Annotated in this window: 22 protein-coding genes; 9 read left to right on the top strand and 13 right to left on the bottom strand. The window is 66.7% G+C overall.

Going from position 1 to position 22,415, the window contains the following annotated elements; translation table 11 throughout:
• Positions 1 to 55: 55 nt before the first annotated feature.
• Positions 56 to 1,798, bottom strand: coding sequence for a DNA mismatch repair protein (locus tag U5919_RS04410; RefSeq protein ID WP_336022413.1), 1,743 nt, complete (start codon positions 1,796 to 1,798; stop codon positions 56 to 58).
• Positions 1,799 to 2,011: 213 nt separating this feature from the next.
• Positions 2,012 to 2,176, bottom strand: coding sequence for a DUF7563 family protein (locus tag U5919_RS04405; protein ID WP_336022412.1), 165 nt, complete (start codon positions 2,174 to 2,176; stop codon positions 2,012 to 2,014).
• 167 nt (positions 2,177 to 2,343) lie between these two features.
• On the opposite strand from U5919_RS04405, the gene U5919_RS04400 reads away from it, so the two are divergent.
• On the top strand, positions 2,344 to 4,197 hold the full coding sequence (locus tag U5919_RS04400; RefSeq protein ID WP_336022411.1) for a bacterio-opsin activator domain-containing protein: 1,854 nt from the start codon (positions 2,344 to 2,346) through the stop codon (positions 4,195 to 4,197).
• A 47-nt stretch (positions 4,198 to 4,244) separates the two neighbouring features.
• Here U5919_RS04400 and U5919_RS04395 read toward each other — a convergent pair whose 3' ends face one another.
• The 5 genes from U5919_RS04395 to U5919_RS04375 form a co-directional block, all read right to left on the bottom strand.
• Positions 4,245 to 4,445, bottom strand: a complete 201-nt coding sequence (locus tag U5919_RS04395) for a DUF7835 family putative zinc beta-ribbon protein (RefSeq protein ID WP_336022409.1) — start codon at positions 4,443 to 4,445, stop codon at positions 4,245 to 4,247.
• A 143-nt stretch (positions 4,446 to 4,588) separates the two neighbouring features.
• Positions 4,589 to 5,740, bottom strand: a complete 1,152-nt coding sequence (locus U5919_RS04390; RefSeq protein ID WP_336022407.1) for an acyl-CoA dehydrogenase family protein — start codon at positions 5,738 to 5,740, stop codon at positions 4,589 to 4,591.
• A gap of 69 nt (positions 5,741 to 5,809) precedes the next feature.
• On the bottom strand, positions 5,810 to 7,507 hold the full coding sequence (gene menE / locus U5919_RS04385; RefSeq protein WP_336022406.1) for an o-succinylbenzoate--CoA ligase: 1,698 nt from the start codon (positions 7,505 to 7,507) through the stop codon (positions 5,810 to 5,812).
• Between the two features lie 95 nt (positions 7,508 to 7,602).
• On the bottom strand, positions 7,603 to 7,992 hold the full coding sequence (gene mce, locus U5919_RS04380; protein WP_336023862.1) for a methylmalonyl-CoA epimerase: 390 nt from the start codon (positions 7,990 to 7,992) through the stop codon (positions 7,603 to 7,605).
• A gap of 60 nt (positions 7,993 to 8,052) precedes the next feature.
• The gene (locus U5919_RS04375) at positions 8,053 to 9,729 is read right to left on the bottom strand and encodes an acyl-CoA mutase large subunit family protein (RefSeq protein ID WP_336022405.1); all 1,677 of its coding nucleotides are present in this window, start codon (positions 9,727 to 9,729) and stop codon (positions 8,053 to 8,055) included.
• Between the two features lie 203 nt (positions 9,730 to 9,932).
• Between U5919_RS04375 and U5919_RS04370 the strand changes: the two genes are divergently transcribed.
• From U5919_RS04370 to U5919_RS04360, 3 genes are all read left to right on the top strand, one after another.
• Positions 9,933 to 10,400, top strand: coding sequence for a pyridoxamine 5'-phosphate oxidase family protein (locus U5919_RS04370; RefSeq protein WP_336022404.1), 468 nt, complete (start codon positions 9,933 to 9,935; stop codon positions 10,398 to 10,400).
• A gap of 128 nt (positions 10,401 to 10,528) precedes the next feature.
• On the top strand, positions 10,529 to 10,936 hold the full coding sequence (locus U5919_RS04365) for a nascent polypeptide-associated complex protein (RefSeq protein ID WP_336022403.1): 408 nt from the start codon (positions 10,529 to 10,531) through the stop codon (positions 10,934 to 10,936).
• Entirely contained in the window at positions 10,933 to 11,667 is a 735-nt protein-coding gene (locus U5919_RS04360) for a methyltransferase domain-containing protein (RefSeq protein ID WP_336022402.1), read from the top strand. The genes U5919_RS04365 and U5919_RS04360 overlap by 4 nt, the downstream gene beginning before the upstream one ends.
• 35 nt (positions 11,668 to 11,702) lie before the next feature.
• Here U5919_RS04360 and U5919_RS04355 read toward each other — a convergent pair whose 3' ends face one another.
• The gene (locus U5919_RS04355; RefSeq protein ID WP_336022401.1) at positions 11,703 to 12,311 is read right to left on the bottom strand and encodes a DUF6517 family protein; all 609 of its coding nucleotides are present in this window, start codon (positions 12,309 to 12,311) and stop codon (positions 11,703 to 11,705) included.
• Between the two features lie 148 nt (positions 12,312 to 12,459).
• Here U5919_RS04355 and U5919_RS04350 point away from each other — a divergent pair, with 148 nt between their 5' ends.
• On the top strand, positions 12,460 to 13,620 hold the full coding sequence (locus tag U5919_RS04350; protein WP_336022399.1) for a lycopene cyclase domain-containing protein: 1,161 nt from the start codon (positions 12,460 to 12,462) through the stop codon (positions 13,618 to 13,620).
• Positions 13,621 to 13,657: 37 nt separating this feature from the next.
• Here U5919_RS04350 and U5919_RS04345 read toward each other — a convergent pair whose 3' ends face one another.
• Positions 13,658 to 13,981, bottom strand: a complete 324-nt coding sequence (locus tag U5919_RS04345; RefSeq protein WP_336022397.1) for a transcription factor S — start codon at positions 13,979 to 13,981, stop codon at positions 13,658 to 13,660.
• Between the two features lie 122 nt (positions 13,982 to 14,103).
• Here U5919_RS04345 and U5919_RS04340 point away from each other — a divergent pair, with 122 nt between their 5' ends.
• Complete coding sequence (locus U5919_RS04340) at positions 14,104 to 14,625, top strand: DUF5797 family protein (protein ID WP_336022395.1); 522 nt, start codon at positions 14,104 to 14,106, stop codon at positions 14,623 to 14,625.
• A gap of 53 nt (positions 14,626 to 14,678) precedes the next feature.
• Here the strand turns inward: U5919_RS04340 and U5919_RS04335 are convergent, their stop codons facing one another.
• On the bottom strand, positions 14,679 to 15,764 hold the full coding sequence (locus U5919_RS04335; protein WP_336022394.1) for a DUF5787 family protein: 1,086 nt from the start codon (positions 15,762 to 15,764) through the stop codon (positions 14,679 to 14,681).
• A 17-nt stretch (positions 15,765 to 15,781) separates the two neighbouring features.
• A complete protein-coding gene (locus tag U5919_RS04330) occupies positions 15,782 to 16,243 on the bottom strand; it encodes a bis(5'-nucleosyl)-tetraphosphatase (RefSeq protein WP_336022392.1) in 462 nt (153 codons plus the stop codon).
• A gap of 170 nt (positions 16,244 to 16,413) precedes the next feature.
• Here U5919_RS04330 and U5919_RS04325 point away from each other — a divergent pair, with 170 nt between their 5' ends.
• Entirely contained in the window at positions 16,414 to 16,746 is a 333-nt protein-coding gene (locus tag U5919_RS04325; protein WP_336022391.1) for a 30S ribosomal protein S10, read from the top strand.
• A gap of 98 nt (positions 16,747 to 16,844) precedes the next feature.
• Here the strand turns inward: U5919_RS04325 and U5919_RS04320 are convergent, their stop codons facing one another.
• Positions 16,845 to 17,108 carry a DUF7513 family protein gene (locus U5919_RS04320; RefSeq protein ID WP_336022389.1) on the bottom strand — a complete coding sequence of 88 codons (264 nt, stop codon included), beginning with the start codon at positions 17,106 to 17,108 and terminating at the stop codon, positions 16,845 to 16,847.
• The gene (locus U5919_RS04315) at positions 17,105 to 18,625 is read right to left on the bottom strand and encodes a Na+/H+ antiporter NhaC family protein (protein ID WP_336022387.1); all 1,521 of its coding nucleotides are present in this window, start codon (positions 18,623 to 18,625) and stop codon (positions 17,105 to 17,107) included. Before U5919_RS04315 ends, U5919_RS04320 begins: the two co-directional genes overlap by 4 nt.
• Positions 18,626 to 18,786: 161 nt before the next feature.
• Between U5919_RS04315 and U5919_RS04310 the strand changes: the two genes are divergently transcribed.
• Positions 18,787 to 20,055 carry an amidohydrolase gene (locus U5919_RS04310; RefSeq protein WP_336022386.1) on the top strand — a complete coding sequence of 423 codons (1,269 nt, stop codon included), beginning with the start codon at positions 18,787 to 18,789 and terminating at the stop codon, positions 20,053 to 20,055.
• A 109-nt stretch (positions 20,056 to 20,164) separates the two neighbouring features.
• Positions 20,165 to 22,411, top strand: coding sequence for a DUF7527 domain-containing protein (locus tag U5919_RS04305; protein ID WP_336022384.1), 2,247 nt, complete (start codon positions 20,165 to 20,167; stop codon positions 22,409 to 22,411).
• The last annotated feature ends 4 nt before the right edge of the window (positions 22,412 to 22,415 follow it).

The following is a 22,415-nucleotide window of genomic DNA, read 5'->3' as shown; positions in this document are numbered from 1 at the left end:
GGTGCCGACTGTCCGCCAACACCCATGGGTAGTGACAACCGTCTCCGAGCCTCGCTCACTTCTCGAACCACTGCGCGTCCGAGAGCGTTCGCTGTACCGCCTCCTCGCCCACGGCGAACGCCAGCGCCTCGAAGCCGCGTCGCTCCGCGCGGTCGCGGGCGTTCGCGACGAGTCGAGAGACGATGAACTCCGGCGTCGACTTGCCGACGGTGCCGAACCGCGGCTGGTAGTCGACCTGTAGCGACAGGTCTTCCGTCAGACCCTCGGCGAAGATGCCGTCGATGCGCGCCTCCGCGGGGAGCGGACTGAGGTCGTCGGCGAGATGGGTCACGTACACGCCGAGAGCGTCGCGATCGACCGTCAGGTCGACGAGCCCGTTCAGCAGGTCCGCCGCCCGCCCGGGTTCGGTGATCGCCTCGAACTCGTCGACGAGCATCAGCGTTCTGTCGCCCGTCGAGAGCGGCGGCACGATCGATTTCAGCGTCGACTCCAGCACGCCGGCGTTGAAGCTCGCGTGTCGGCGGTGAAAGACCACCGTGTCGAACTGGCCGACGTCAGCGCGCTCGGCGGGGACGGGCAGCCCCATCGACGCGAGGACGACGACCTGTGCGAGGGTCTCGAGGAGCGTCGTCTTCCCGCCGGAGTTCGCCCCGGTGAGCACCGCGACGCGGTCACCTGACGGCGGGCTCGGATCGCCGTCGACGTCGTGCGTCCCGACCGCATAGGTCACCGGTTGGACGTCACCAGACAGCGTGAGGTTTCGCGCTCGCGACACCGCGAGGCCGTCCTCGACGAGCCGCGGCCGTCGGAGGTCGTGCGCGGTCGCAAATCTCCCCAAGGAGAGCTCGAAGGCGATCTCCGAGACCGCATCGACGGCGACGGAGACGTCCTCGCGAGCGGATTCGATCGAGTCTCTGAGCTCGTCGGCGACGGCGGCCTCGCGTTCTTCGACCTCGGCGTCGAACTCCGAGAGGAGCGACCGCAGCGAGGTCGACACGAAGTCCGCCTCGTCGCGGGCGTCGTCGGCCACGGCGGCTTCGACGCGCCCGCGGCGGACGTCAGTCTCGCTCGCGACGTACTCGACGAATGCCGCGCGGAACTCCTCGAAACTGCGGACGCCGCGCTCTCGGACGGATTCGAGGACGTCGAGCGCGCTCGACTCCATCTCGGCGACGGCGTCGCGGCGCTCGCGCAACCGGTCCAACTCCTCGTCGGCACCGGGCGCGACGGTCCCGTCCTCGCCGACGGTCCCCAGCGCGCTCGCAGCCCGTTCTAACGACTCGTCGTCGAGGTCGTCGAGCGCGTCGAACGTCCCGCCGCGCAGGCCGACCGCGCGGAGCGACAGCGCCGTCTCGACCGCCGCGCGATCGGTTCCGCCGGCGTCGTCGTACGACTCGAAGGCCGACCGAACCGCCTCACGCTCCTCCTCGGTGAGTTCCGTCCACGCGTCGCGGGCGGCGTCAACGCGGTCGAGTCGGTCCGATCGTTCACCGGCGTCAGAGAGCGGGGTCAGCACGCGAATACGGTCTGCGGCGTGCGCCGTGAGGGCGTGCTCGCTCGCCAGCGTGAGTAACTCGTCGTACACGTCGCGGGTGTCTCGGGTCCCGAGCGTGTCGATCCCCGCCGCACCGTTCGCCCGCCGGAGAATCCGAACGGCCCGTCCGCGGGGGATTCCGGCGTCCGCGAGAGCCCTGATGTCGGCGCTCTCGATGGCCTCGATCGCGCGTTCGACGCCGAGGGCTTCCCGGAGTTTCTCGCTCGTCTTCGGGCCGACACCCCAGTAATCCTCCAGTCGCATACCCACCGATCCAGCGGCACCGCCTTGTAGGTTGGCGGTCGGACGGGAGTCCCGCGCGGGTTCAATTCGTCGCGCGTTGGCTGTTGGAAGAACCGCGTACGCTGTTGGGAAAGTCTCGTTCGTTGCTGGGGGCCTAGAAGGGGAAGAAGAGGAGGAAGGACGCCCGGAACGGGGAAGTCGACGCCGAGCGTCGATGCCGCGTGTGACGAGTGGCTACAGCGACGAAACGCGTCGCGATCGGGCGTCGCGGACGGCCGCGCCCTCGCGAATCATATCCTCGCAGTGGGGACAGACACGCGCGTTCTCGACGTTCTCGGGGGCGAACACGCGAACGTAATCACGAGAGACGAACGAGCCGCAATTTTGGCACTCAGGCACGGGTCTCCACCTCGGCGACGGTTCGATCGATCATAGCTAATTACACGGATGGGGGCAGCGGCCCTAACACGGTGCCCTACGTCGTTAGGGTCGGGACGACGAACCCCAGCGTACCGCCACGAGGGGCAACTATTTGTCGATGGAATCGCTCCCTCTCTGTAGCACGAATGTCTGCCGACGGAGCGCCAGACGATCCCGCAGGGGAGCCGACAGCGTCGGCCGACGCGCCCGTCGTCCTCGTCGTCGACGACGACAGAGACTTGGCCGACACCTGTGAGTATTGGCTGCGCGAAGACTACGAGGTGCGCGTGGCCTACGGCGGCGACGCGGCGCTCGATCTGATCGACGAGGGGGTCGACATCGTCCTCCTCGATAGACGGATGCCGGATCGATCCGGCGACGAGGTCCTCGCCGAGATCGACGCGCGGGGACTCGACTGTCGCGTCGCGATGATGACCGCGGTCGAACCCGACACCGACATCGTCGAGATGCCGTTCGACGAGTACCTCGTCAAACCGGTCGACCAAGCGAGCGTCAGAGACACCATCGAGGAGCTACTGGTCCGCTCGGAGTTCGACGACCGCGTGCGGGAGTACTTCGCGCTCGCGTCGACGGAAGCGGTGCTCGACGACCGCGACAGCGGCGAGCTCGGTGATCCCGACGCGCTCGACGAGTTGACAGCGCGCGTTCGCGAACTCAGAGACGAGCGCGAATCGGAGATCAGAACCCGCGAGCGACAGCTGTCCAGAATCAGGCAGATAAACGGATTCCTCCGCGAGATCGACCGATCGCTGGTCGACGCGACGACCCGCGAGGACATCGTCCGGACGGTGTGTAACTCGTTCGGCGGTTCCCCGTACGACGGAGTATGGATCGCCCGGTACAACACCGTCGTCGACACCGTCGCGTGCGAGGCGAGCGCCGACTCGGTCGAGTCGCCGCTCGAAGGGGTCGACGTGAACCGAGAGCACTGGACGCCGCCGGCAGACGTGGTTCGAGGCGCTATCGAGACCCGGGCGGTCCGGACCGCAGCGGTCTCCCCAGCGCACGCCGCGAGCGTGTTGGAAGCGCCGGAGCCCCCCGACGGCGACAGGACCCTCGTCGCCGCGCCGATCCGCTACCGAGACACCGTCTACGGCGTGTTGGTGGTCTACGTCCGCGGCGACGTGACCGACGAGGAGGAGTCGATGCTCGAAGAGATCGCCGAGCGCGTCGGCCACGGCATCAACGCCGCGGAGTCCAAGCAGTTACTGCAGGGCGACGCGGCGATCGAACTGGAGTTCGATCACGACGACACGCGCGACCTGCTCGTCGACCTCTCGCTGGAATTCGAGACGGCGGTCCGCCTCGACGGGACGACGCTCACCGACGAGGGCGTCGTCTCCTGTTACGTCGCGATCGAAACGGTCGACCCGTCGGCGGTGCTCTCGGCGGTGGCACCCCTCGACGTGCTCGTGAACGCACGCACCGTCGCCGAGGAGGACGAGGAGACGCTGTTCGAGTTCCGGTTGACCGGCGCGTCCGTCGTCGTCACCCTCGTCGAACTGGGCGCGACGATCGAGTCGCTCACCGCCGACAACGGCGTCGGAACGATGGTCGTCCACGTGCCGCCGAAGGCGGACCTCAGAGCGCTCACCGACGCGGTTCAGTCGTCGTATCCGGACGTTTCGGTGGTCGCAAAGCGGGAAGTCGAAGACGCGGTACAGTCGACGGCGTCCTTTCGCCGCCAGTTAGAAGAGAAGCTCACCGCCCGCCAACAAGAGGTGATCGAAGCGGCGCTCGCCTCGGGCTACTTCGAGTGGCCGCGGGGGAGCACGGCCGAGGAAGTGGCCGACTCCCTCGGCATCGCGGCACCGACCTTCCACGAGCACCTGCGTTCGGGCGAGCGGAAACTCATCGAGGCGTTCGTGTCGGAATCGTCGGGAACTGAACCGTCCGGAACCGAGTCGGCGAGAACCGAGTCGAGGAGGGCGGAATCGTCGAGGCGTCCCGACGCTGGGGACCGCGTCGACGACGAGTAACGAGAGCGGGGCCGAGTTGTGGGTAGTCGAACGACGCTATTGGGAACTCAGGCGTCGTTCATCCGCTGAGACCGTTTGTCGCCGCAGACGCGACACTGCGTGACCCGGTAGGGCTCCCGGGAGAACTCCCGGTTCGTCCGCTTTTTGCTCTCGGTCTTGAGCTCGATGGAGACCTCGTGAGGCGTCCGGGAACCGCACCCCTCGCAGTGCTCGGTCAGTTCGGTGAGTGTCGATTGACTCTTAGACATCGTGCTTCGGTATCTGAAGGAAGGACAGCGACGGTATTCACCACGAACCCTACACAGTTAGGTTTCCGTCGACGTCGGAGTCTGTCAAGATCGGCAAAGAATTGGGACGCTCCGCCGGAAAATAGCGGAACCGGGAGTTTTCGTCAGATGCTACCCTGTCGGTAGATGAGGTTGCGCTGGATCTCGTTGGCACCCTCGTAGATGACCGGAATCCGGACGTCTCGGTAGACGCGGGAGATGGGATACTCTTCGAGCACGGAGCGGCCACCGTGTAATTGCATCCCACGCTCGGCGCAGTGCATCGCCGTCTCGGTCGATTTGGTCTTCGTCGCGGCGGCCCAGAAGCCGGCGTCTTCGTTCGTCTCGACCTTGTGGGCTGCGCGCCAGTTGAGCGCGCGCGCGGCCTCGAACTCCATCCGCATATCCGCGAGGATGTGCTGGGTCGACTGGAACTCTGCGATGTTGCGGCCGAAGGCCTCGCGGTCGTGAACGAACGTCCACGTCTCCTCGATGGCGTGCGCGGCGAGGCCGATGCCGTGACCGCCGACGACGACGCGGCCGTGATTGAAAAAGTCCGCGAGCACGTAGAATCCGCCGCCCTCGGACCCGATGAGGTTCTCCTCGGGGACCTCGCAGTCGTCGAAGACGATGTGACCCTGTTTGGAGGCGCGCATCCCGATCTTCTCGGGAATGTGCTCGGCCTCGTAGCCCGGCGCATCGGTCTCGACGATGAACATCGAGTAGTTCGAGTAGCGGTCCTCGCCCTCGCCGGTCTTCGCGTAGACGGTCAGCCAGTCGGCCTCTACCGCATTACCTACCCAGTACTTCTCGCCGTTCAACACCCAGCCGTCGTCGGTCCGCTCGGCCGTCGTCGTCATCCCGGCCATATCCGACCCGGTCTGCGGTTCCGACACCGCGAGCCCGGAGATCTGATCGTTGGCCGCGACGGGGCGGAGGTACTCGTCTTTCTGCTCCTCCGTGCCGTATGTTTCGACGATTTCACAGCCGAAGGAGGCGAGCATCAACGTCAGCGCGATTCCCGCGTCGGCGGCGTAAAACTCCTCGTTGATCGCGAGGATCTGTTCGAGGTCGTACCCCTCGCCGCCGTACTCCTCGCCGATGTCTTGGGCGACGAGTCCCGCGTCCATCCCCGCTTCGAGGACGTCCCAGGGGTACTCCGCCGACTGGAAGTACGCCTCCGCGTTCGGGCGGATGTGCTCGTCGGCGAACTCGCGCGCCTCGCGTTTTACCTCGCGAGCGTGCTCCGGAACCACCGATTCGTCGAGAAGATCCATACGAGGCCCTCTCGTCCAACGAGCAAATAACCCTCGGAACTTTGAAAAACTGAAAACAAGTTCTCTATTTTATTCGTCGCTATCGGCGGTCGGCTCCGAGACCAGTCCGCGGACGGCCTCGCGGTCGACGGTGCCCGAGACGGTTCGGGGAAGCGCATCGGTGACGGCAATCGTTTTCGGGAGTTTGAACCCCGCCAGCCGTTCCCGCGCGAAGTCGATCAGTTCGGCGCGGTCGACCGCGGCGTCCGCGGGATCTGCGGCCTCGGTGGCGTCCGCCGCGTCTTGGGAGTCGGCCGCCGAATCGCGCCGGGGGACTACCACCGCGGAGACACGCTCGCCCCACTGGGCGTCCGGAACGCCGACGACGGCCGCCTCCCGAACGTCGGGGTGATCGAGCAGGACATCGACCACCTCGCCGGGCTCGACGTTCTCGCCACCGGTGACGATGCGGTCGTCGATGCGGTTCAGGATCCGCAGTATCCCCTCGTCATCGAAGACGCCGACGTCGCCGGTGTGGAGTCCGAACCGCCCGAACGCATCGGTGGTCGCCTCGTCATCGCCGTAGTACCCGCGCGTCACGGTCGGCCCGGCGACGACGAGTTCCCCCGACTCTCCTGTCTGCAGTGGCTGGCCCTCCTCGTCGACGACGGTCACCTCTGTCATAAATAGCGGTCGACCGACGCTGTCCGGCGCATCGAAGGCTTCTCTCGGTCGCGCGGTGGCGATCTGTGAGGCGGTCTCGGTCATTCCGTACGTCGGGTGCACGGGGATCGAGTAGTCCCGACAGCGCTCTATGAGACCGGCCGGGGCGGGTGCCCCACCGAGTAACACGACTCGGAGCGAGTCCGAGAGCGTCCCGCGGCGCTCCAGCATCCGTCGGAGCATCGTCGGCACGAGCGAAATCGCCGTCGCGTCGTATCTGTCGAGGTCGTCTGCGACCGCCCCCGCGTCGAACGTTTCGCGGAAGAGCACCGTCATTCCGTACAGCGGCATCCGCAGAATCGGCGCGATACCGCCCATGTGGTGCAGCGAGAGCGTCACGAGCCAGCGGTCCTCGGGATCGAACCCGAGCCGGAACGCGGAGGCGACGGCGCTGGCGAGGAGGTTTCCGGTCGTCAACGGCACGGCTTTCGGGTCGCCGGTCGTCCCCGAAGTGAACAGAAGCAGTTGACGGGTCTCTAGCGACCACTCCGCGGGCGTGACGGGCTCGGCGACGACGTCAGAGAGCGGTTTCGTGGCGTCGGTTTCCGAGTCGTCGACGGTGAGCAGCAGATCGGGTCCGTCAGGCGAGTTATCGTCTGCGTCGGCAGTAGCGGCAGTCGTGTCGTCGGTAGCGGCAGTCGTGTCGTTGGCCGCGGTCGTGTCGTCGGTATCGGTCGTGTTGTCGGCTGCAGGGGCCCGATCGGCGGCGATGGCGTCGACCGCATCGACGACCGTCTGCTCGCTTTCGGCCTCGCAGACGACGGCGTCGACGTCCGCGGTCTCGATCTGGGCCGCGAGTTCCCGAGCGGTCAGCCCGTCGCCCATCGGCACGAGCGTCACGCCGAGGCGCATCGCCGCGTGGATCAGGCAGACGTATTCGAGTCGGGCATCCAGCACCGCGCCGAGATGCATCTCCGGGTCGACGCCGGCGGCCGCGAGGCGTCCGGCGAGATCGTCGACGAGCGTGTCGAGGTTGCCGAACGAGTAGGCGTCGCCGGATTCGGCGACGACGAGCGCCGGAACGTGCGGCTCTATCTTCGCGCGGTGAGCGAGCCAATCGCGCATCCTACATACGAGGGCGTCGCCGAAGGGTTAAACTGTACTGTTGTCGCAGGGGGTCCTGCGGCCGACGCGGCTCCGCGTGAATCCCACCGAGTGGCTCACCCATCGTGCTGGACGTACTCGACGAGAACGCCGCCGGTCGATCGGGGGTGCAGGAAGGCGACCTCGTGACCCCACGCGCCCGGTCGTGGCTCCTCGTCGACGAGGTCGACGCCGACGTCGCGGGCGCGCTCCAAGGCGGCGTCGAGCGCTTCTGTCCGGAGCGCGACGTGGTGAATCCCGGGGCCATTGCGATCCAGAAACCGCGCGATCGTCCCGCCGTCTTCCGGTTCCAGCAGCTCGAAATAGCCGCCGTCGAGTTGGAGAAACCGGACGGCCATCCCGTCGAACGTCTCCTCGTGGACCACCGGCGCGTCGAACAGCGCCTCGAACGTCGCCGCGAGGCTCGCGCCGTCGGTCGTCGCGATCCCGAGGTGGTCGAACGCCATCGTCATAGGTGGAACTCACGCGAGAGCGGGATAAGCGGTATGGACAGTTGCGCCGGTGAGCTACACGCTGGGACGGTACTCGCCGAACGTCTCACGCAACACGTCGGAGATCTCGCCGACCGTCGCGTACGCCTTCACGGCGTCGACGATCGGCGGCACGAGGTTCGCGTCACCCGCTGCCGCCTCCCGAAGCGCCGAAAGCGCGGCCTCGACTTCGTCGTCGTCGCGTTCGTCTTTCACCGCTCTGAGGCGCTCTTTCTGCCGGCTCTCGTCGGCCGCGTCGACCGCTTGGATGTCGACGCCGGCGTCGTCGTCGACCTCGTACTCGTTGACGCCGACGACGATGCGCTCGCCGCTTTCGATCTCGCGCTGGCGCTCGAAGGCGACGTCCTGAATCTGCCGCTTGACCCACCCGGACTCGACGGCCGAGAGCATCCCGCCGCGCTCGTCGATCTCCCCGATGAGCTCGAACGCCTCCGCCTCGATGTCGTCGGTGAGCGACTCCACGTAGTAGCTGCCGCCGAGCGGGTCGATCGTGTCCGCGACGCCCGACTCGTGCGCGAGGATCTGCTGGGTCCGCAGCGCCGTCCGCACTGATTTCTCCGTCGGCAGCGACAGCGCCTCGTCCTTGCCGTTGGTGTGGAGGCTTTGGGCCCCGCCGAGAACGGCCGCCAGCGCCTGATAGGCGACGCGGACGACGTTGTTCTCGATCTGCTGAGCGGTGAGCGTCGAGCCGCCGGTCTGGGCGTGGAACTTCAGCTGTTTGGACTTCTCGTCTTCGGCCCCGAACCGCTCTTCCATAATCTGGGCCCACATCCGTCGGGCGGCGCGGAACTTCGCGACCTCCTCGAGGACGTTGTTGTGCGCGTTGAAGAAAAACGACAGCTTCGGGGCGAAGTCGTCGACGTCGAGCCCCGCGTCGATCGCGGCCTCGACGTACTCGATGCCGTCGGCGAGCGTGAACGCGACCTCTTGGGCCGCCGTCGATCCGGCTTCCCGGATGTGATACCCCGAGATCGAGATGGTGTTGAAATTCGGGACCTCGGATGCGCAAAACTCGAAGAGGTCGGTGATGAGTCGCATCGACGGCTCCGGCGGGTAGATGTAGAGGTTGCGGGCGATGTACTCCTTGAGGATGTCGTTCTGGATCGTTCCACGGAGCTCCTCTCTGGAGACGCCCTGCTGGTCGCCGATCGCGACGTACATCGCGAGAAGCACCGCCGCGGGCGCGTTGATCGTCATCGACGTCGACACCTCGTCGAGGGGGATCCCGTCGAAGACGACCTCCATATCGCGGAGGGAGTCGATGGCGACGCCCGCCTTGCCGACCTCACCGGCCGCCATCGCGGCGTCGGAGTCGTATCCCTTCTGCGTCGGGAGGTCGAACGCCATCGACAGCCCCGAGGAGCCCTGCTCGATGAGGTAGCGAAAGCGCTCGTTGGTCTCGCGGGCGGTCCCCATCCCCGCGTACTGTCGCATCGTCCAGAGCCGCCCGCGGTGCATCGTCGGGTAGACACCGCGCGTGTAGGGATCCTCGCCCGGGAACCCGAGATCCTCGCCGTAGTCGAGACCGGCGACGTCGTCGGGGGTGTAGAGCCGCTCGACCGTTTGACCGCCGGTGTCCGTGGTGAACCGCTCCCGTCGCTCGCCGAAGCGGTCCAGCGTCGAGGCGAGCGTCGACTCCTCCCACTCGCGCTTTCCCGCTCTGATCGCCGCGAGGTCGTCGGAATCGAACATAGCAAACGTCGGGTCCGGCGACTATTGAAACTGTGTCATCGACCCACCGACCCGCCGTCGCGATTGCCGCGTCCGCTACAATGTCCACGTTACGACTACCACGACTGCCAGACCGCCCCACCGCCACGACTGCCACACCACCGCTCGGAGTCGGACGAGCCGCGAGGGACAACACCATTACGGACGCCGACGAACGGGTGGTTATGACGGACCGAGTCGACCCCGATCGGGTTCGCGGCGGACGGATGACCGACACGGAGATCGACGCCTATCTGTCCGAGCAGGGAACCGGCGTGCTCTCGTTGGCCGAAGGCAACCGCGCGTACGCGGTCCCAATCTCGTTCGGCTACGAGACCGGTCGCGCCGTGTTCTCCTACTGGCAGTTCGGCTCCGACAGCCGGAAAAAAGCGTTCAGCGAGGCGACCGAACGCGCGTGCCTGACCGTGTACGATATCGAGTCCCAGACCGACTGGCGGAGCGTGCTCGCGTTCGGGACGCTCCGCGAGCTGTCGACCGAGGAGTGGGGAGCGGTGGGAGAACTGATGGACGACAACGCGTGGTCACCGGATCTCTCCTCGGTCGGTCGGCGACAGCTGTCGATCGTCGGGTACGAACTCTCGATCGAGGAAGCGACCGGGCTGCAGCGGCGTCCCGAGGCGGAGCGCGAGTGACGCGCTGAGCGATCCCGTGTGAGTCGCCATCGTGCGCTCGCACTCGACAATCTCCTCGGACGTGAGCCCGCCGCGAACGCCGTGGTTCGCCACGCTTTTGCTATCGGACATCCTCCCTTCGGCCAACTATGTTCGGAGGAGGCGGTATGAACCCACGGAAGATGAAGCAGATGATGGAACAGATGGGCATCGACGTCACCGAACTCGACGTCGAGGAGGTCGTCATCACGACGGCCGACGAAGAGCTCGTCTTCTCGGACGCGCAGGTCACCCGGATGGACGCGCAGGGCCAGCAGACCTATCAGGTCGTCGGCGACCCCGAGAGCCGCGAGAAGAGCGCAAACGCGGCCGCAGGTGCAGTCGAAGGTGATAGCGACGACGCCGACACAGATGAGGCCGGAAGCAGCGGTGACGCGATTCCCGACGAGGACGTCCAACTCGTCGCCGAGCGCGCCGGCGTCGACACCGATACGGCCCGGGAAGCGCTCGAAACGAACGACGGCGACCTCGCGGCCGCCATCGCCGACCTCGAGTGAGCTACCTGCTCGTTCACGACGACCGCGAGTACCTGCGCGCGCCGGGCGACGAGCTCCAGACGGACCTCGGCGTCCTCGACGTCCCCGAAGACGTCGAACCCGGCGACGTCTTGGAGACGCATCTCGGCGAGGCGTTCGTCGTCCGCCGGCTCCGCGGTCCCGACCTCTTCAACCACTTCGAGCGAACCGGCGCGCCGATGATGCCCAGAGACGTCGGGCTGGTCGTCGGCCACACCGGCATCGCCGCTGGCGACCGCGTCCTCGACGCCGGCACCGGGACGGGCGTCCTCGCGGCGTACCTCGGCCGGATGCACGCAGACGTCGTCAGCTACGAGATCGATCCCGACTTCGCCGACGTCGCCCGCGAGAATATGCGACTGGCGGGCGTCGACGACCGCGTCGAGGTTAGGACGGGCGACCTCTCGACCGAGCTCGACGCCGCGGTCGAGGACGGCCCGTTCGACGCGCTCACGCTCGACACCGGCGACGCGCCCGACATCGTCGAACGCGCGCCGGATCTCCTCGCCGACGGCGGCCACGCCGCCGTGTACTCACCGTTCGTCGAGAACAGCCGCGAGGCCGTCGAGTCCGCACGCGAGGCGGGACTCGTCGACGTCGAAACGTACGAGACGATCCAGCGGGAGATGGACTTCGGCGCGCGCGGCTCCCGCCCATCGACTGCGGGCGTCGGCCACACGGGCTATCTGACGTTCGCGCGCAACGGCCGCTGAGCGCGCCCTTTCTTCGGTTCCACGCGTTTCTTCGCCTACCGAATCGAGCGCAGCATCGAAAAGAGCTCCTCGCGGGCGTCTTCCGGGTCGAACGACGTCGACTCCGGCAGCGAGAGGGGATACGCGCCGCCGCCGAGGAGGAACTCGCCGTCGCCGGCGGGCCACGCCGCGAAGTACGCCTCGACGGGAATCGATCGATCGTCGAGGCGAACGCGGGCGCGGTAGCGCGTCGCCGCCGTCCTCGAACTGCCCTCGCTGGCGTCTCCGCTCACGGCGTCACCGGCGGCAGTCTGGCCAGCGCCGAGGTCGAGTCGGTGCGCGTCGGCGCGTTCGATCGACTCGAAGCCCCGTTCTCCGAGGACGTCGACGAACCGCGAATTGGCACGGTCGGTGACCAACCGCGAGAGCGCACCGGAGGGCGGCTTCGCGGGGCGGATTCGGAGCCGACTCGCGAAGACGAAGCGCCACGTCGCGTCGCTGTCGGTCACGTCGTCGAGTCGCTCGCGGAGGCCGACGTCCTCGTAGATCCGCGTGTTCGCGATGACGGTCACGACGCGGACGTCGAACGGCGTGGTGAGTTCCTCCGAAACGAGTCGCCACCCGTCCGGGACGTCGAGCGTCGGCGGCGGGACGTCGGGGGGCACGGTGCTTGGATGGGCGGCGTTCGACTTATACTGTCGGCCGCGATCGACCCCGGCGAGAGACCACCGCACAGGCAGACTGCCGCACGGGCGCGTTTCCGACACCCGATCGCTGACTAACCCTTTTGCGACCCGAGTTCGTGTTATTTGTATGGCATTCTCGCGCCACGGCACAGGTTCCCGGGCCGCAGCCGCAGCGCTGGCGTCGCAGGTCCACCCGGTCTTTATGCTCCCGCCAGTCGCCGCGAGCCTGTTCGGCGCGATCCTCGCGGAGCGGTTCGCCCCCGGTCCGCTCGGACTTCACGTCGCCGCGACCTTCTTCGCTGTCTACACCGCGCACCTGAAAGACGGCTACGTCGACTTCCACCGCCGCGGCGAGGACGACGATCATCCGCTGACGGAAGCGGGCTGTCGGTGGGCGCTCGCCGGTTCGACGCTCTGTTTCGCCGCCGTGACAGCTGCGCTCGCGTTCGTTAGCGGTCCCGCGACGGCCCTTCTCACGGCCCCGATGTGGGCGCTCGGGTTCTTCCACGCCCCCCAGTCAGACACCAATCCCGTCACCACGACGCTGGGGTATCCGTTCGGTATCGCGCTCGCGGTCGTTGGCGGACAGCACGCCCAGACCGGAGCGCTCGCCGCCGAGGCGCTCGCGTTCGGTCTCGTGTTTCTCGTCACCCTCGCGGGCGTGAAGATCGTCGACGACGCGACCGACTACGCGTACGATCGATCCATCGGAAAGCGGACGGTCGCGGTCGCCCTCGGAATCTCTCGCGGCCGGCGGCTGGCGTACGCACTGCTGTACGCCGGGTTGACGCTCGTCCTCGTATGTACTGTGGACGGAATATTTCCCCCGACGGCTCCGCTCGCGGCGGTCGCGTTCGGGCTCGTCGCCGCCGTCGCGGCGCGTGCCGGCCCGTCAGTGGCGACGATGCTCCTCGTTCGGGGCTCGTACGTGTTCCTCGCGATTCTCGTCGTTGCCGTCTGGTTCCGGCCGCTGATGGGCGTTCCGCTCCCCGATATCGGTATGCTCGGTCCGTACACGTACCTCGCGACGGAGGTCGTATTCGGTGCCGTCGCCCTCGCGCTGCTCCTGCGAGCCGACGCGGTGTGGCGCGCGGCGCGAACCGTGCTCGCGCTGTATCCGATCGCGTTCGTCTGGGACTGGTACACGCTGACGGTCGGCGTGTTCGCGATTCCGTTACGGACCGGCGTCGAACTCGCCGGGATCCCGATCGAAGAACACCTGTTTATGATCGTCGTCCCCGCCCTCGTCGTGGGCGTCCACGAGACGTTGGCGGGGCTGGACGAGTGAGTTCACAGTTCAGCACAGGAGGATTCGACCGACGCCCTCAGTGGTCGTCTTCGCGCCACTTGTGGCCGCACTCGACGCAGGTGAAAAATCGGGTCTCCGATTCGTCGGCCGAGCGGATCTGCTTCATCTCGTAGCGCGCGCGATCGTGGCCGCATTCGGGGCAGATGACTGTCGTCGTCGGGCCTATCTCGGCGTCGTCGACATCGGACATATCGACGATCTCGCTGTCTTCGCGCTTCGCGGTCGAGGTCATATCGGCCTCCTCAGCCGCGTCTCGGGGCTTCTCGTAGCCGCACGCGCCGCAGACCCAGACGTCGCCGTCGGTCTTCATCATCGAACCGCATTCGTCGCAGAACTCCATTATACCCCGACAGAAGACGCTTCAGAGACTTAAGTGACCGGGATCCAGTGTGGGTCGTGGATGCTGGCGGATTCCGGACCAGATGTTGAAACGTCTTAATACCGCGGTGCGAACAGGGTGGTGTGACCGACGATGACGCCCTCTCGGAGCAGGCGAAAGAACGACTCGCCGACGTCGTTCGCCTGCAGCCGACGAAGAACAAAGAGCTTCAAGAGCAGTGGGGACTGGACTCCGGCAGCGAGGTGCACCAGTTCCTCGAAGGAGAGCTGAAAGACTACTACTACCGCGACGACAACAGCCTGATCCGAGCGACCGCGGAGGCGGCGGAACTCGTCGACGTCGAGCCCGGCGTCGAGGGCGGCGACGACGAGGACGGCGGCGTGCCGTCGGTGATCAGAGTGCCGCAACTGGAAGCGCAGGTGTTCGAGGTCGTCGCCGGTCCCGACGAGCGCTCCGAGAGCGTCGTGAGCGTGCTCAACAAAGTTCGGGAGGCGTTCGACGTCGACCCGCCCGTCGAAGACGTCCGCCAAGCGCTCCAGAGCCTTCGCCGGAAAGGGGCCGTCGAGGTGATCTACCGGACGGTCCCGACGTTCCGGCTGACCGCGCCGCGCGAGGAGATCGACGTCGAAGTGTCCGAGTCGTAGCCGACACCCGTCAGGAGCCTCTCGTCGGTCCTCGGACTCCCGCCCTCGGATCGTCACTCCCCGCACTCTCGGTCTCGGATCCACTCGCGACGCCGACGGAGCAACCGCTTGATCCCTTTTCCGGGGCCGCCCTCGACCGGCCAGCCGCGGGTCCGCCACAGCGGCGGCTCCGGCTCGAACTTCGGACACGACCCGGCGCACTCGGCGGCGGTCTGCGATCGTCCTTTCACGGCGCAGTTCGGGACGAACGCAGCCCCGAAGCGCCGAAGCTCGAAGTGTCGACAGTCCGGGCGCATCGTCTCGTGGTAGGAGCGCCAGCCGCGGCCGTAGGCGCGCTCGGCGAGTTCGAGCCGTCGTCGCCGTCGCTCGTCGTCGGCCTCGGCGTCCGTCGGTGTCACCTCGCTCGGATACCACTCGACGGTGCCCTCGAATTCGACCCGTGCGTCCGCGGCGTCGACGCCGTCGCTCCGACGGTCGCCTCGGGTATCGGCCGCGGCGTCGTGTGCGACGTCGTGAGGCATACCCGTGACGCTCTCGTCGAACGAGAGCGCCACGATGCCGACGTCGACCGGGAGATCTTCGAGCAGCGCGGGCTCGATGCGTCGGCCGGTCGCCTCGGTCGCGACCCACACCTCGTCGGCGAGGGCGGTCTCGACGTCGTGTTCCAACTGTCCGGAGAGCGCCCGCGCGGCCGACGCGTCGAGGTCGGGCTTGTTCTCGACGGCGACGATCCGCCGGAGCCAGTCGGGATACGGCGCGACCCGTCTGATCTCGATCCGATTGCCGTTGCGCCGCGTCTCCACGACGTCGCGGGCGTCCGCCCGGTGGATCGCCTCGCGGACGTAGCGCCACGGGTAGCCGGGGTGCGGCAGCGCCTCTCGGTACCACTCCCAGTCGGCGGGCGCGTGGCGAACGACGTGCAGCAGGTCCGAATTGAGCTCGCGCTCGCCGAACTGCCGACGCGCAGCGAGTCCCGCGGGGTCGCATTCGAGGACGACGGTGTCCCAGCGACGCCGCTTGGTCCCGAGCTGTCTGGCGACGATCACGGCGTCGCTCCGCGGCCCCTCGGGCGGCCACGACTCCTCGGCCCACCGACAGACGAGCAGCTCGAAGCCGAACTCGGCGTCTCCGGGGTACACGCGTGTCTGCTCCGAGCTTACGCGAGGTACTTGCCGTCTTCGACCTCACCGTTCTCCGCGGCGAGGTCGTCGAGGTAGTCGTGAGCGCGCTCGAAGATCTCGCGCGGGCCGTCCTGCGTGATCGTGTTGAGCGCCTGCTCGTAGTCGCGCCACTGGAGGTCGCGATGCTCCTTCGAGAGTTCGGCGCTGGCCTCGAACGACCGCGCGATGAACAGGTGGACCGTCTTGTGGATGGTCTTCCCGCCGGCCTCGAAGACGTAGTCGTACTCCTCTCTGAATCCGTCGATGAGGCGGAACTCTTCGATTCCGGCCTCCTCTTTCACTTCGCGAATCGCCGTCTGCTGGAGCTCCTCTTCACCTTCGACCCCGCCTTTGGGGAACTCCCAGTCCCCCGGGCGGCTCTTCAGGAGTAAATACTCCCGTTCGCCGCGGGTGTCGCGGAAGAGGATCGCTCCAGCGCTTACCGCTTCCACTGTCATTAGATGCATAAACCGGGTAAGGCGTTAAGAGGCTATCGGACGTTGGCTCGAACGGATTGCGGTGGTGCCAGCGACCTCGAAACGAGACGAACCGTTCGCCGTTGCTGGCGCGATGGATGTACTTTTACCGCTCGGTGACGACGTATCTCCTATCCCAGCGAGACCTCACTATGACCTTCGTAACAAAGTTACGCCTCCAATCGGGGAACCGCTACGAACTCGAATCGGAAGTTTCAGAACTCAAATCGATGCTCGAACGCAAGGGCGCGGAGTGTAAAGGCCCGCACGCGGATCCGCCGAAGCGGATCACCGTCCCGCAGTACAAGTCGCTTCAGCCCGGCGACGCCTATTCCGCGTGGGACTACACCGTCTACTCCCGAAAGCTCGAAATCCACGGCAACGACCATACCGCCCGCGAGGTCGGGCATATGGACTTCCCCGAGAGCCTGCACGTCGAGATCGAAGTCGAACAGCAAAAGCCCGCAGGTCACCTGCGAAAGTAGGCTCAGACCAGCGTCTCGTTTCGGCACGGTGATCCGTTGCGGATCGCACGGATTCGTTCTATCGAAAACCGTAGTGCATCGTCGGCGGGACGGCTCCGTCAGCCCTCGTTTTCGAGAACTTCGAGAACGCGGGCGGTTCCGCGATGGGTTTCCTCGTCGAACGACTCGATCTCGATCCGAACTTTCGCGTCGAGGAGTGACGGGTCCACATCGGACAGTTCCAACACGGTGTCGCCCACGCGCGCCCGCAGACCGGAGTCGCTGCGGTCGGTGACGAACACCGGGACCTCCTCGCCGACCTCGAAGCTGGGCTTCGACGAGCGGAACTGGAGTCCGGCGAGGAACATCTCGAGGCGGCTCATACGCGACTCACCTCCTCGCTCACGCGGTCAGACACGTACTCGCGACCGTAGCCGGTCCACGCCGCCAAGAGGAAGACGGCGACGAGGAACCATCCGTGGAAGACGAACGGGAACACCGACGCCGGGTTGACGAGCATCGCGGGCGTGAACCACTCGTACTGTTGGGGGAGCTGTTGCATCGCAGTGTAGCCCGCGAGCAGGCCGCCGCCCCACGGGAAGATGTACCCCAGCGCCGAGGTGTTGGCGTCGAGGATGTTCGCCCGCCGGTAGCCGTTGATGTTGAACCGCCGACCGAGCGTCCGGATGTACGGGGCGATGGCGATCTCCGCGGCGGTGTTGATCGTGATCATCGCGTTGACGAGCGCCGTGCCGAGCACCATCGTCGTCTCCGCGCGGCGAACGGTCGTCGCGACGCGTTCGAGCAGGAACTCCTGAATGGCCTCGAACCCGCCGCCGCGCTGCATGATCTGTGCGGCCGCGACGATGAGAAGCACTAGCACGATCAGCGGGAAGAACCCGACCGCGCCGGTGTAGAGACTTCCCGAGACCGCCGTGCTTCCGGCCTCGACGGGGACGACGACCGCGCCGAGAACCGGGATCGCGTCGATCGACCGCACCAGCGCCGATCCCTCGGACGCCTCGAACGCGAGTATCGCAGACGCCTCAGAGAGCCCGAGCGCGAGATTGAACGCCACCGAGACGACGATCCCCCACGAGATCGCCTCGACGATGTGGCGGCCGCGGACCGCCGTCAGGATGACGATGCCAATGGAGGCGAGGTGAATCAGCCCGAGTGCCGTCCCGCTTCCGCCGGCCGAGGCGGCGTCGACCGCCGTCCCCCGCATCGACTGGCCTGCGATGAGGTACGCCACGAAGGCGAACACCGCGGCGATGATCGCGTACTTGAACCGCGAGGCGACGACGCCCCCGATATCGGCGTCCTGCGTCACCGCGGAGACGATCGTCGTGTCGCTCACGGGCGCGAGGTTGTCGCCGAAGACCGCACCGGAGAGGATCGCTCCGAACAGGAGGACCGGGCTCGCGCCGATCGCGACGCCGGCGGGGAAGACGAGCGCGGTGAACGCGATCGCCGTCCCGTACCCGGTGCCGATCCCCGTCGCGAGGAGCGCCGCGAGGACGAACGTGATCGCCGGGAACAACGCGGCTCCGACCCGGACGGCCTCGGCGGCCCACACGAGGCCGTCGACGAAGCCGCCGACTTGGATGGTTTCTGCGAACATTCCGGCCCACAGCCAAGCCACGATGGCGGTCGCGGCGACCCGCTGCGTCATCCCGTCGAAGAGGATGTCGGCGTAGGTCTTCCACGACCCGCGAACGAAGAACATTCCGACAATTAATCCGACCAGTATCCCCACGATGAGGCCGTTCGTGTCGCCGATTCCCAACAGTCCGCTCTGGACGATCGCCCACACGATGAAGAAGCCGATGGGTATCGCGCTGGCCGCACGGCCCCCATAAAACCGAAGCGCCGTCGAATCGTCGGTTCCTGAACTCATCGGCCGAACGGTTGTGAGCGTTCCGCATAAACAAACCGGTCTGCTGGGAGCGAGCGAGCCGGTCTGACGGAGGCGGTCGAACCCGTCCGGTGGAGGTAGTCGCCGGCGAGCGCTCGATTCGTCTCCGACGCCGCTTTATTTTCCCCCGACACAGATGGCGTATGACCGAGTCAGATCTCGTCGAACTCCGGCGGGAGCTCCACCGACACCCCGAGCCGGCGTGGTGTGAGTTCTACACGACCGCGCGGATCGTCGAGGAACTGGAACGGCGCGACCTCGACGGGCTCTACGTCGGACCCGAGGTGCTCGACGACGACCGGATCGGCGTCCCCGATGACGCGGAATTGGACGCGTGGGTCGAACGCGCTCGCGACGCGGGTGCGCGAGAGGACGTTTTACGTGGACTCGACGGCGGCTACACCGGCGCGGTCGCCGTCGCGGAGCGGGGCGACGGCCCCACAGTCGCGCTCCGCGTCGACATCGACGCCTTGCCGATCGAGGAGTCGAGCGACGTCGACCACGTTCCCGCGTCGGAGGGATTCCGCTCCGAAAACGAGGGCTATATGCACGCCTGTGGTCACGACGCCCACGCGGCGATCGGCCTCGGCGTGCTCGACGCCGTCCTCGACAGCGACTTCGCTGGAACGCTGAAGGTGTTCTTCCAACCGGGTGAAGAGCGGATCGTCGGCGGCGAACCGATGGCGAACTCGGGCCATCTCGACGACGTCGACGCGCTGCTCGCGGTGCACGTCGGCTTGGATCATCCGACGGGCCAAGTCGTCGCCGGCATCGACGGGTTCCTCGCCGTTTCGCAGTTCGAGGCGACGTTCCGCGGCACGCCCGCCCACGCCGGCGCACGACCCGAAAGCGGCGAGAACGCGATGCAGGCCGCGGCGACTGCGGTCAGTAACCTCTACGGCATCTCGCGGCACGCCGACGGCGCGACCCGCGTCAACGTGGGCGTCATCGAGGGCGGGACGGCGACCAACATCGTCCCCGAGCGCGTCGGGATCGAGGGCGAAGTTCGGGGAGAGACGACCGAGCTGATGCAGTATATGGACGAGCGGGCCCGGCGCGTCATCCGATCGGCCGCGGAGATGCACGGTTGCGGGGTCGACATCGAGCGCGCCGGCGTCGCACCGTCGACGGAGAGCGACGACGACCTCCGAGCCGTCGTCGGCGAGGTCGCCCGCGACACGCCGGGCGTCACCTCGGTCCTCGACTCCGATCACCTCGGCGGCAGCGAGGACGCGACCTACCTGATGCGGCGGGTCCAAGAGCGCGGCGGGAGTGCCGCCTACGTCTGCGTCGGTACCGATCACCCGGGCGGCCACCACACGTCGACGTTCGACGTCGACGAGGAAACGATCGGAATCGCCGTCGACGTCCTCGCTCGCTCGCTGCTTGCGTGGAGTCGACGTGGTGACTGACTGTCCGTCTTGACGTCGTGACTGACAATTCGAGAGCCCGGACAGCCCGTCCGACGACCGTCAGACTCTCCGGAAAGTATTTGATGCGGATTCGGCGATACACACAGGGATGAACAGTCGAACTATCGACGTGGTGACCGATTGGGAGACGGTCGCCACACCGGACGGATACGAGGGGCTCCACGAGCTCGCCGACGCCGAGTTCAGTGGAGCCGTCTCCGCCGGGATGACGTGGGCGTTCTTTCTGAACGGGCGCGTCGTCGGCGTTTTCGAGGGGGACATCGGGGACTTCGAGGACGCTGAACTGACCGCGTACCGCGCGGCAGATCCGAGCCTTCCGCTGCTGTTTTCGATGCAGGAACGCGGCGGGGAGACGCAGGCACGCTACTACACGAACGAGACGTCACTGACGGACGCGGATCAGACGCTTTCGAACGGCGGTTTTACGGGGTATATCGAACTCTCCGAAAACGTTCTCTCCGGGGATTACTACGTCGTCTATCACGGCGGAAAGTCGATGAGCGCCGCGTTCGTGGGGAGCTCCGAACGGTTGATCACGGGCGATGAGGCCTTCGAGACCGCCGCGGACGAGGTCGGCATCTACGAAGTGATCGACACCGACGTCGAACTCGTCGAGATTCCGGCACTGCCCGATCCGGAGCCGGACGACGGCGACGAGTCCGACGCCGCCGACGAAACGGATTCGACCGATGACGGGACAGATTCGACCGACGAGGCGGACACCGATACCGCGGCCGTCGCTGCCGACACGGCGGACGACGGGCCCGAAGACGCGGGTGCGGACGACGGTGCAAACGTCGAACGGGGTGACAGCGGACCCGACGAGGACGACAAGTCCAAAGCCGGCGGCAGGGCTAACGACGACGACAGGGCTGACGCCGACGACAGCGGGTCCGATGAGGACGCTGCCGACGGCAGCAGATCCGACGAGGACGTCGAATCCGAACCGACCGAGACGGCCGGTGCGGACGACGATGCTGAGAACGCAGCCACCAGTCCAGCGGCCGGCGACGGCGACGCGGTCGGTTCCGGGGCGGACCCGGTAGCGACGGAACCCCCGTCTTCGGGGGGCGAAACGGCCGATGAGCCGTCGGGCGGTGCCGACGGCGTCTTCTCCGACGAGGAGCGCTGGCGAAAGGCCAAGACGATTCCGTCTCTCGATCCGAGCGAGTCCAGCAACAACGGGACCGCACAGCGCGCCGACGAGTCGGCGGCACAGTCGGCCACCGAGCGGGTGGCACAACTACAGAAACAGCAGGCCGCCCGGCGACAGGCGCGTGATCGGGGAACCTCGGCCGACTCGGCACAGTCGAGAGAGACACAGCGCGATCGAAGCGGACGGCGGGGGAACGACGACACCGGTCGGTTGAAAAAGCGGCTTTCACGCGCCAGAGACCGGATCGACGAACTCGAATCCGAGCGCGAGACGCTGAAAGAAGAGCGGGCGTCGCTCAGAGAGGAGCGAGAGGAAACACAGCAGCGACTCACCGCGCTCGAAACCGAGCGCGACGATCAACGCGATCGGATCGAGGAACTCGAAGCCGAGCGAGAGACACTCAAAGCCGAAGTCGAGCGGCTGAAATCCGAACTCGACGGCGAATCGGAATCGGTCGGTGACACGTCGATGTCCCCCGAACGAGCGCTCTCGGGGACGAACCTGTTCGTCCGTTATGACCGGAAGGGAGAGGCGACGCTCGAACACGCACACGCCGGGGAGGCGTCGCGTGAGGACGTCTCGAAGAACCTCCGATTGGAACATCACACCACGTTCGAGACCGATGGACTCGCCGTCGGCGGGCGGCCGTACGCGGAGTTCCTCCGCGACAGCACCGAGTACTCGTTCGCGGAGTGGCTGGTGACGGATCTGCTCTATGAGATCGGCGAGACCGGAAACCGAACGGGGATGGCCGGCGTCTTCGATGCGATCCCAGAGATCGACCGCATCGAACTGTACGGCACTGTCGGCGTCGACACCGAAGACGGGGTCGAACGGCGGGACTTCGACGTCATCTTCCGCGACAAGATGGGCGATCCGCTGTTCGTCGCCGACATCAACGACTCCCGAAACGCGACGACCGAGGCGATGGTCGGGTCGCTCGTGACGAACACCGGCATTATCGCCGAGAACGACGAGTCGCTCTCGGCGGGCTTCTACGTCACCGAATCGTTCTACGAGCCGGGCGCGCTGGAGACCGTCAGCGAGGAGACCGGCGGTGGGCTCCTCTCGCGGTCGAAGAAACGCTCGTTCGTCAAACTCTCCCGAAAGCGCGGCTATCACCTCTGTCTCGTCGAGGCGCGAAACGGCGAGTTCCACCTGAACGTCCCCGATCTCTGATCGG

The sequence above is a fragment of the Halobellus sp. LT62 genome, from assembly GCF_037031285.1.
Classification (GTDB): Archaea; Halobacteriota; Halobacteria; order Halobacteriales; family Haloferacaceae; genus Haloquadratum; species Haloquadratum salinisoli.
The sequence above is the reverse complement of the archived record's forward strand: the minus strand, read 5'-3'. Positions and strand labels throughout refer to the sequence as shown.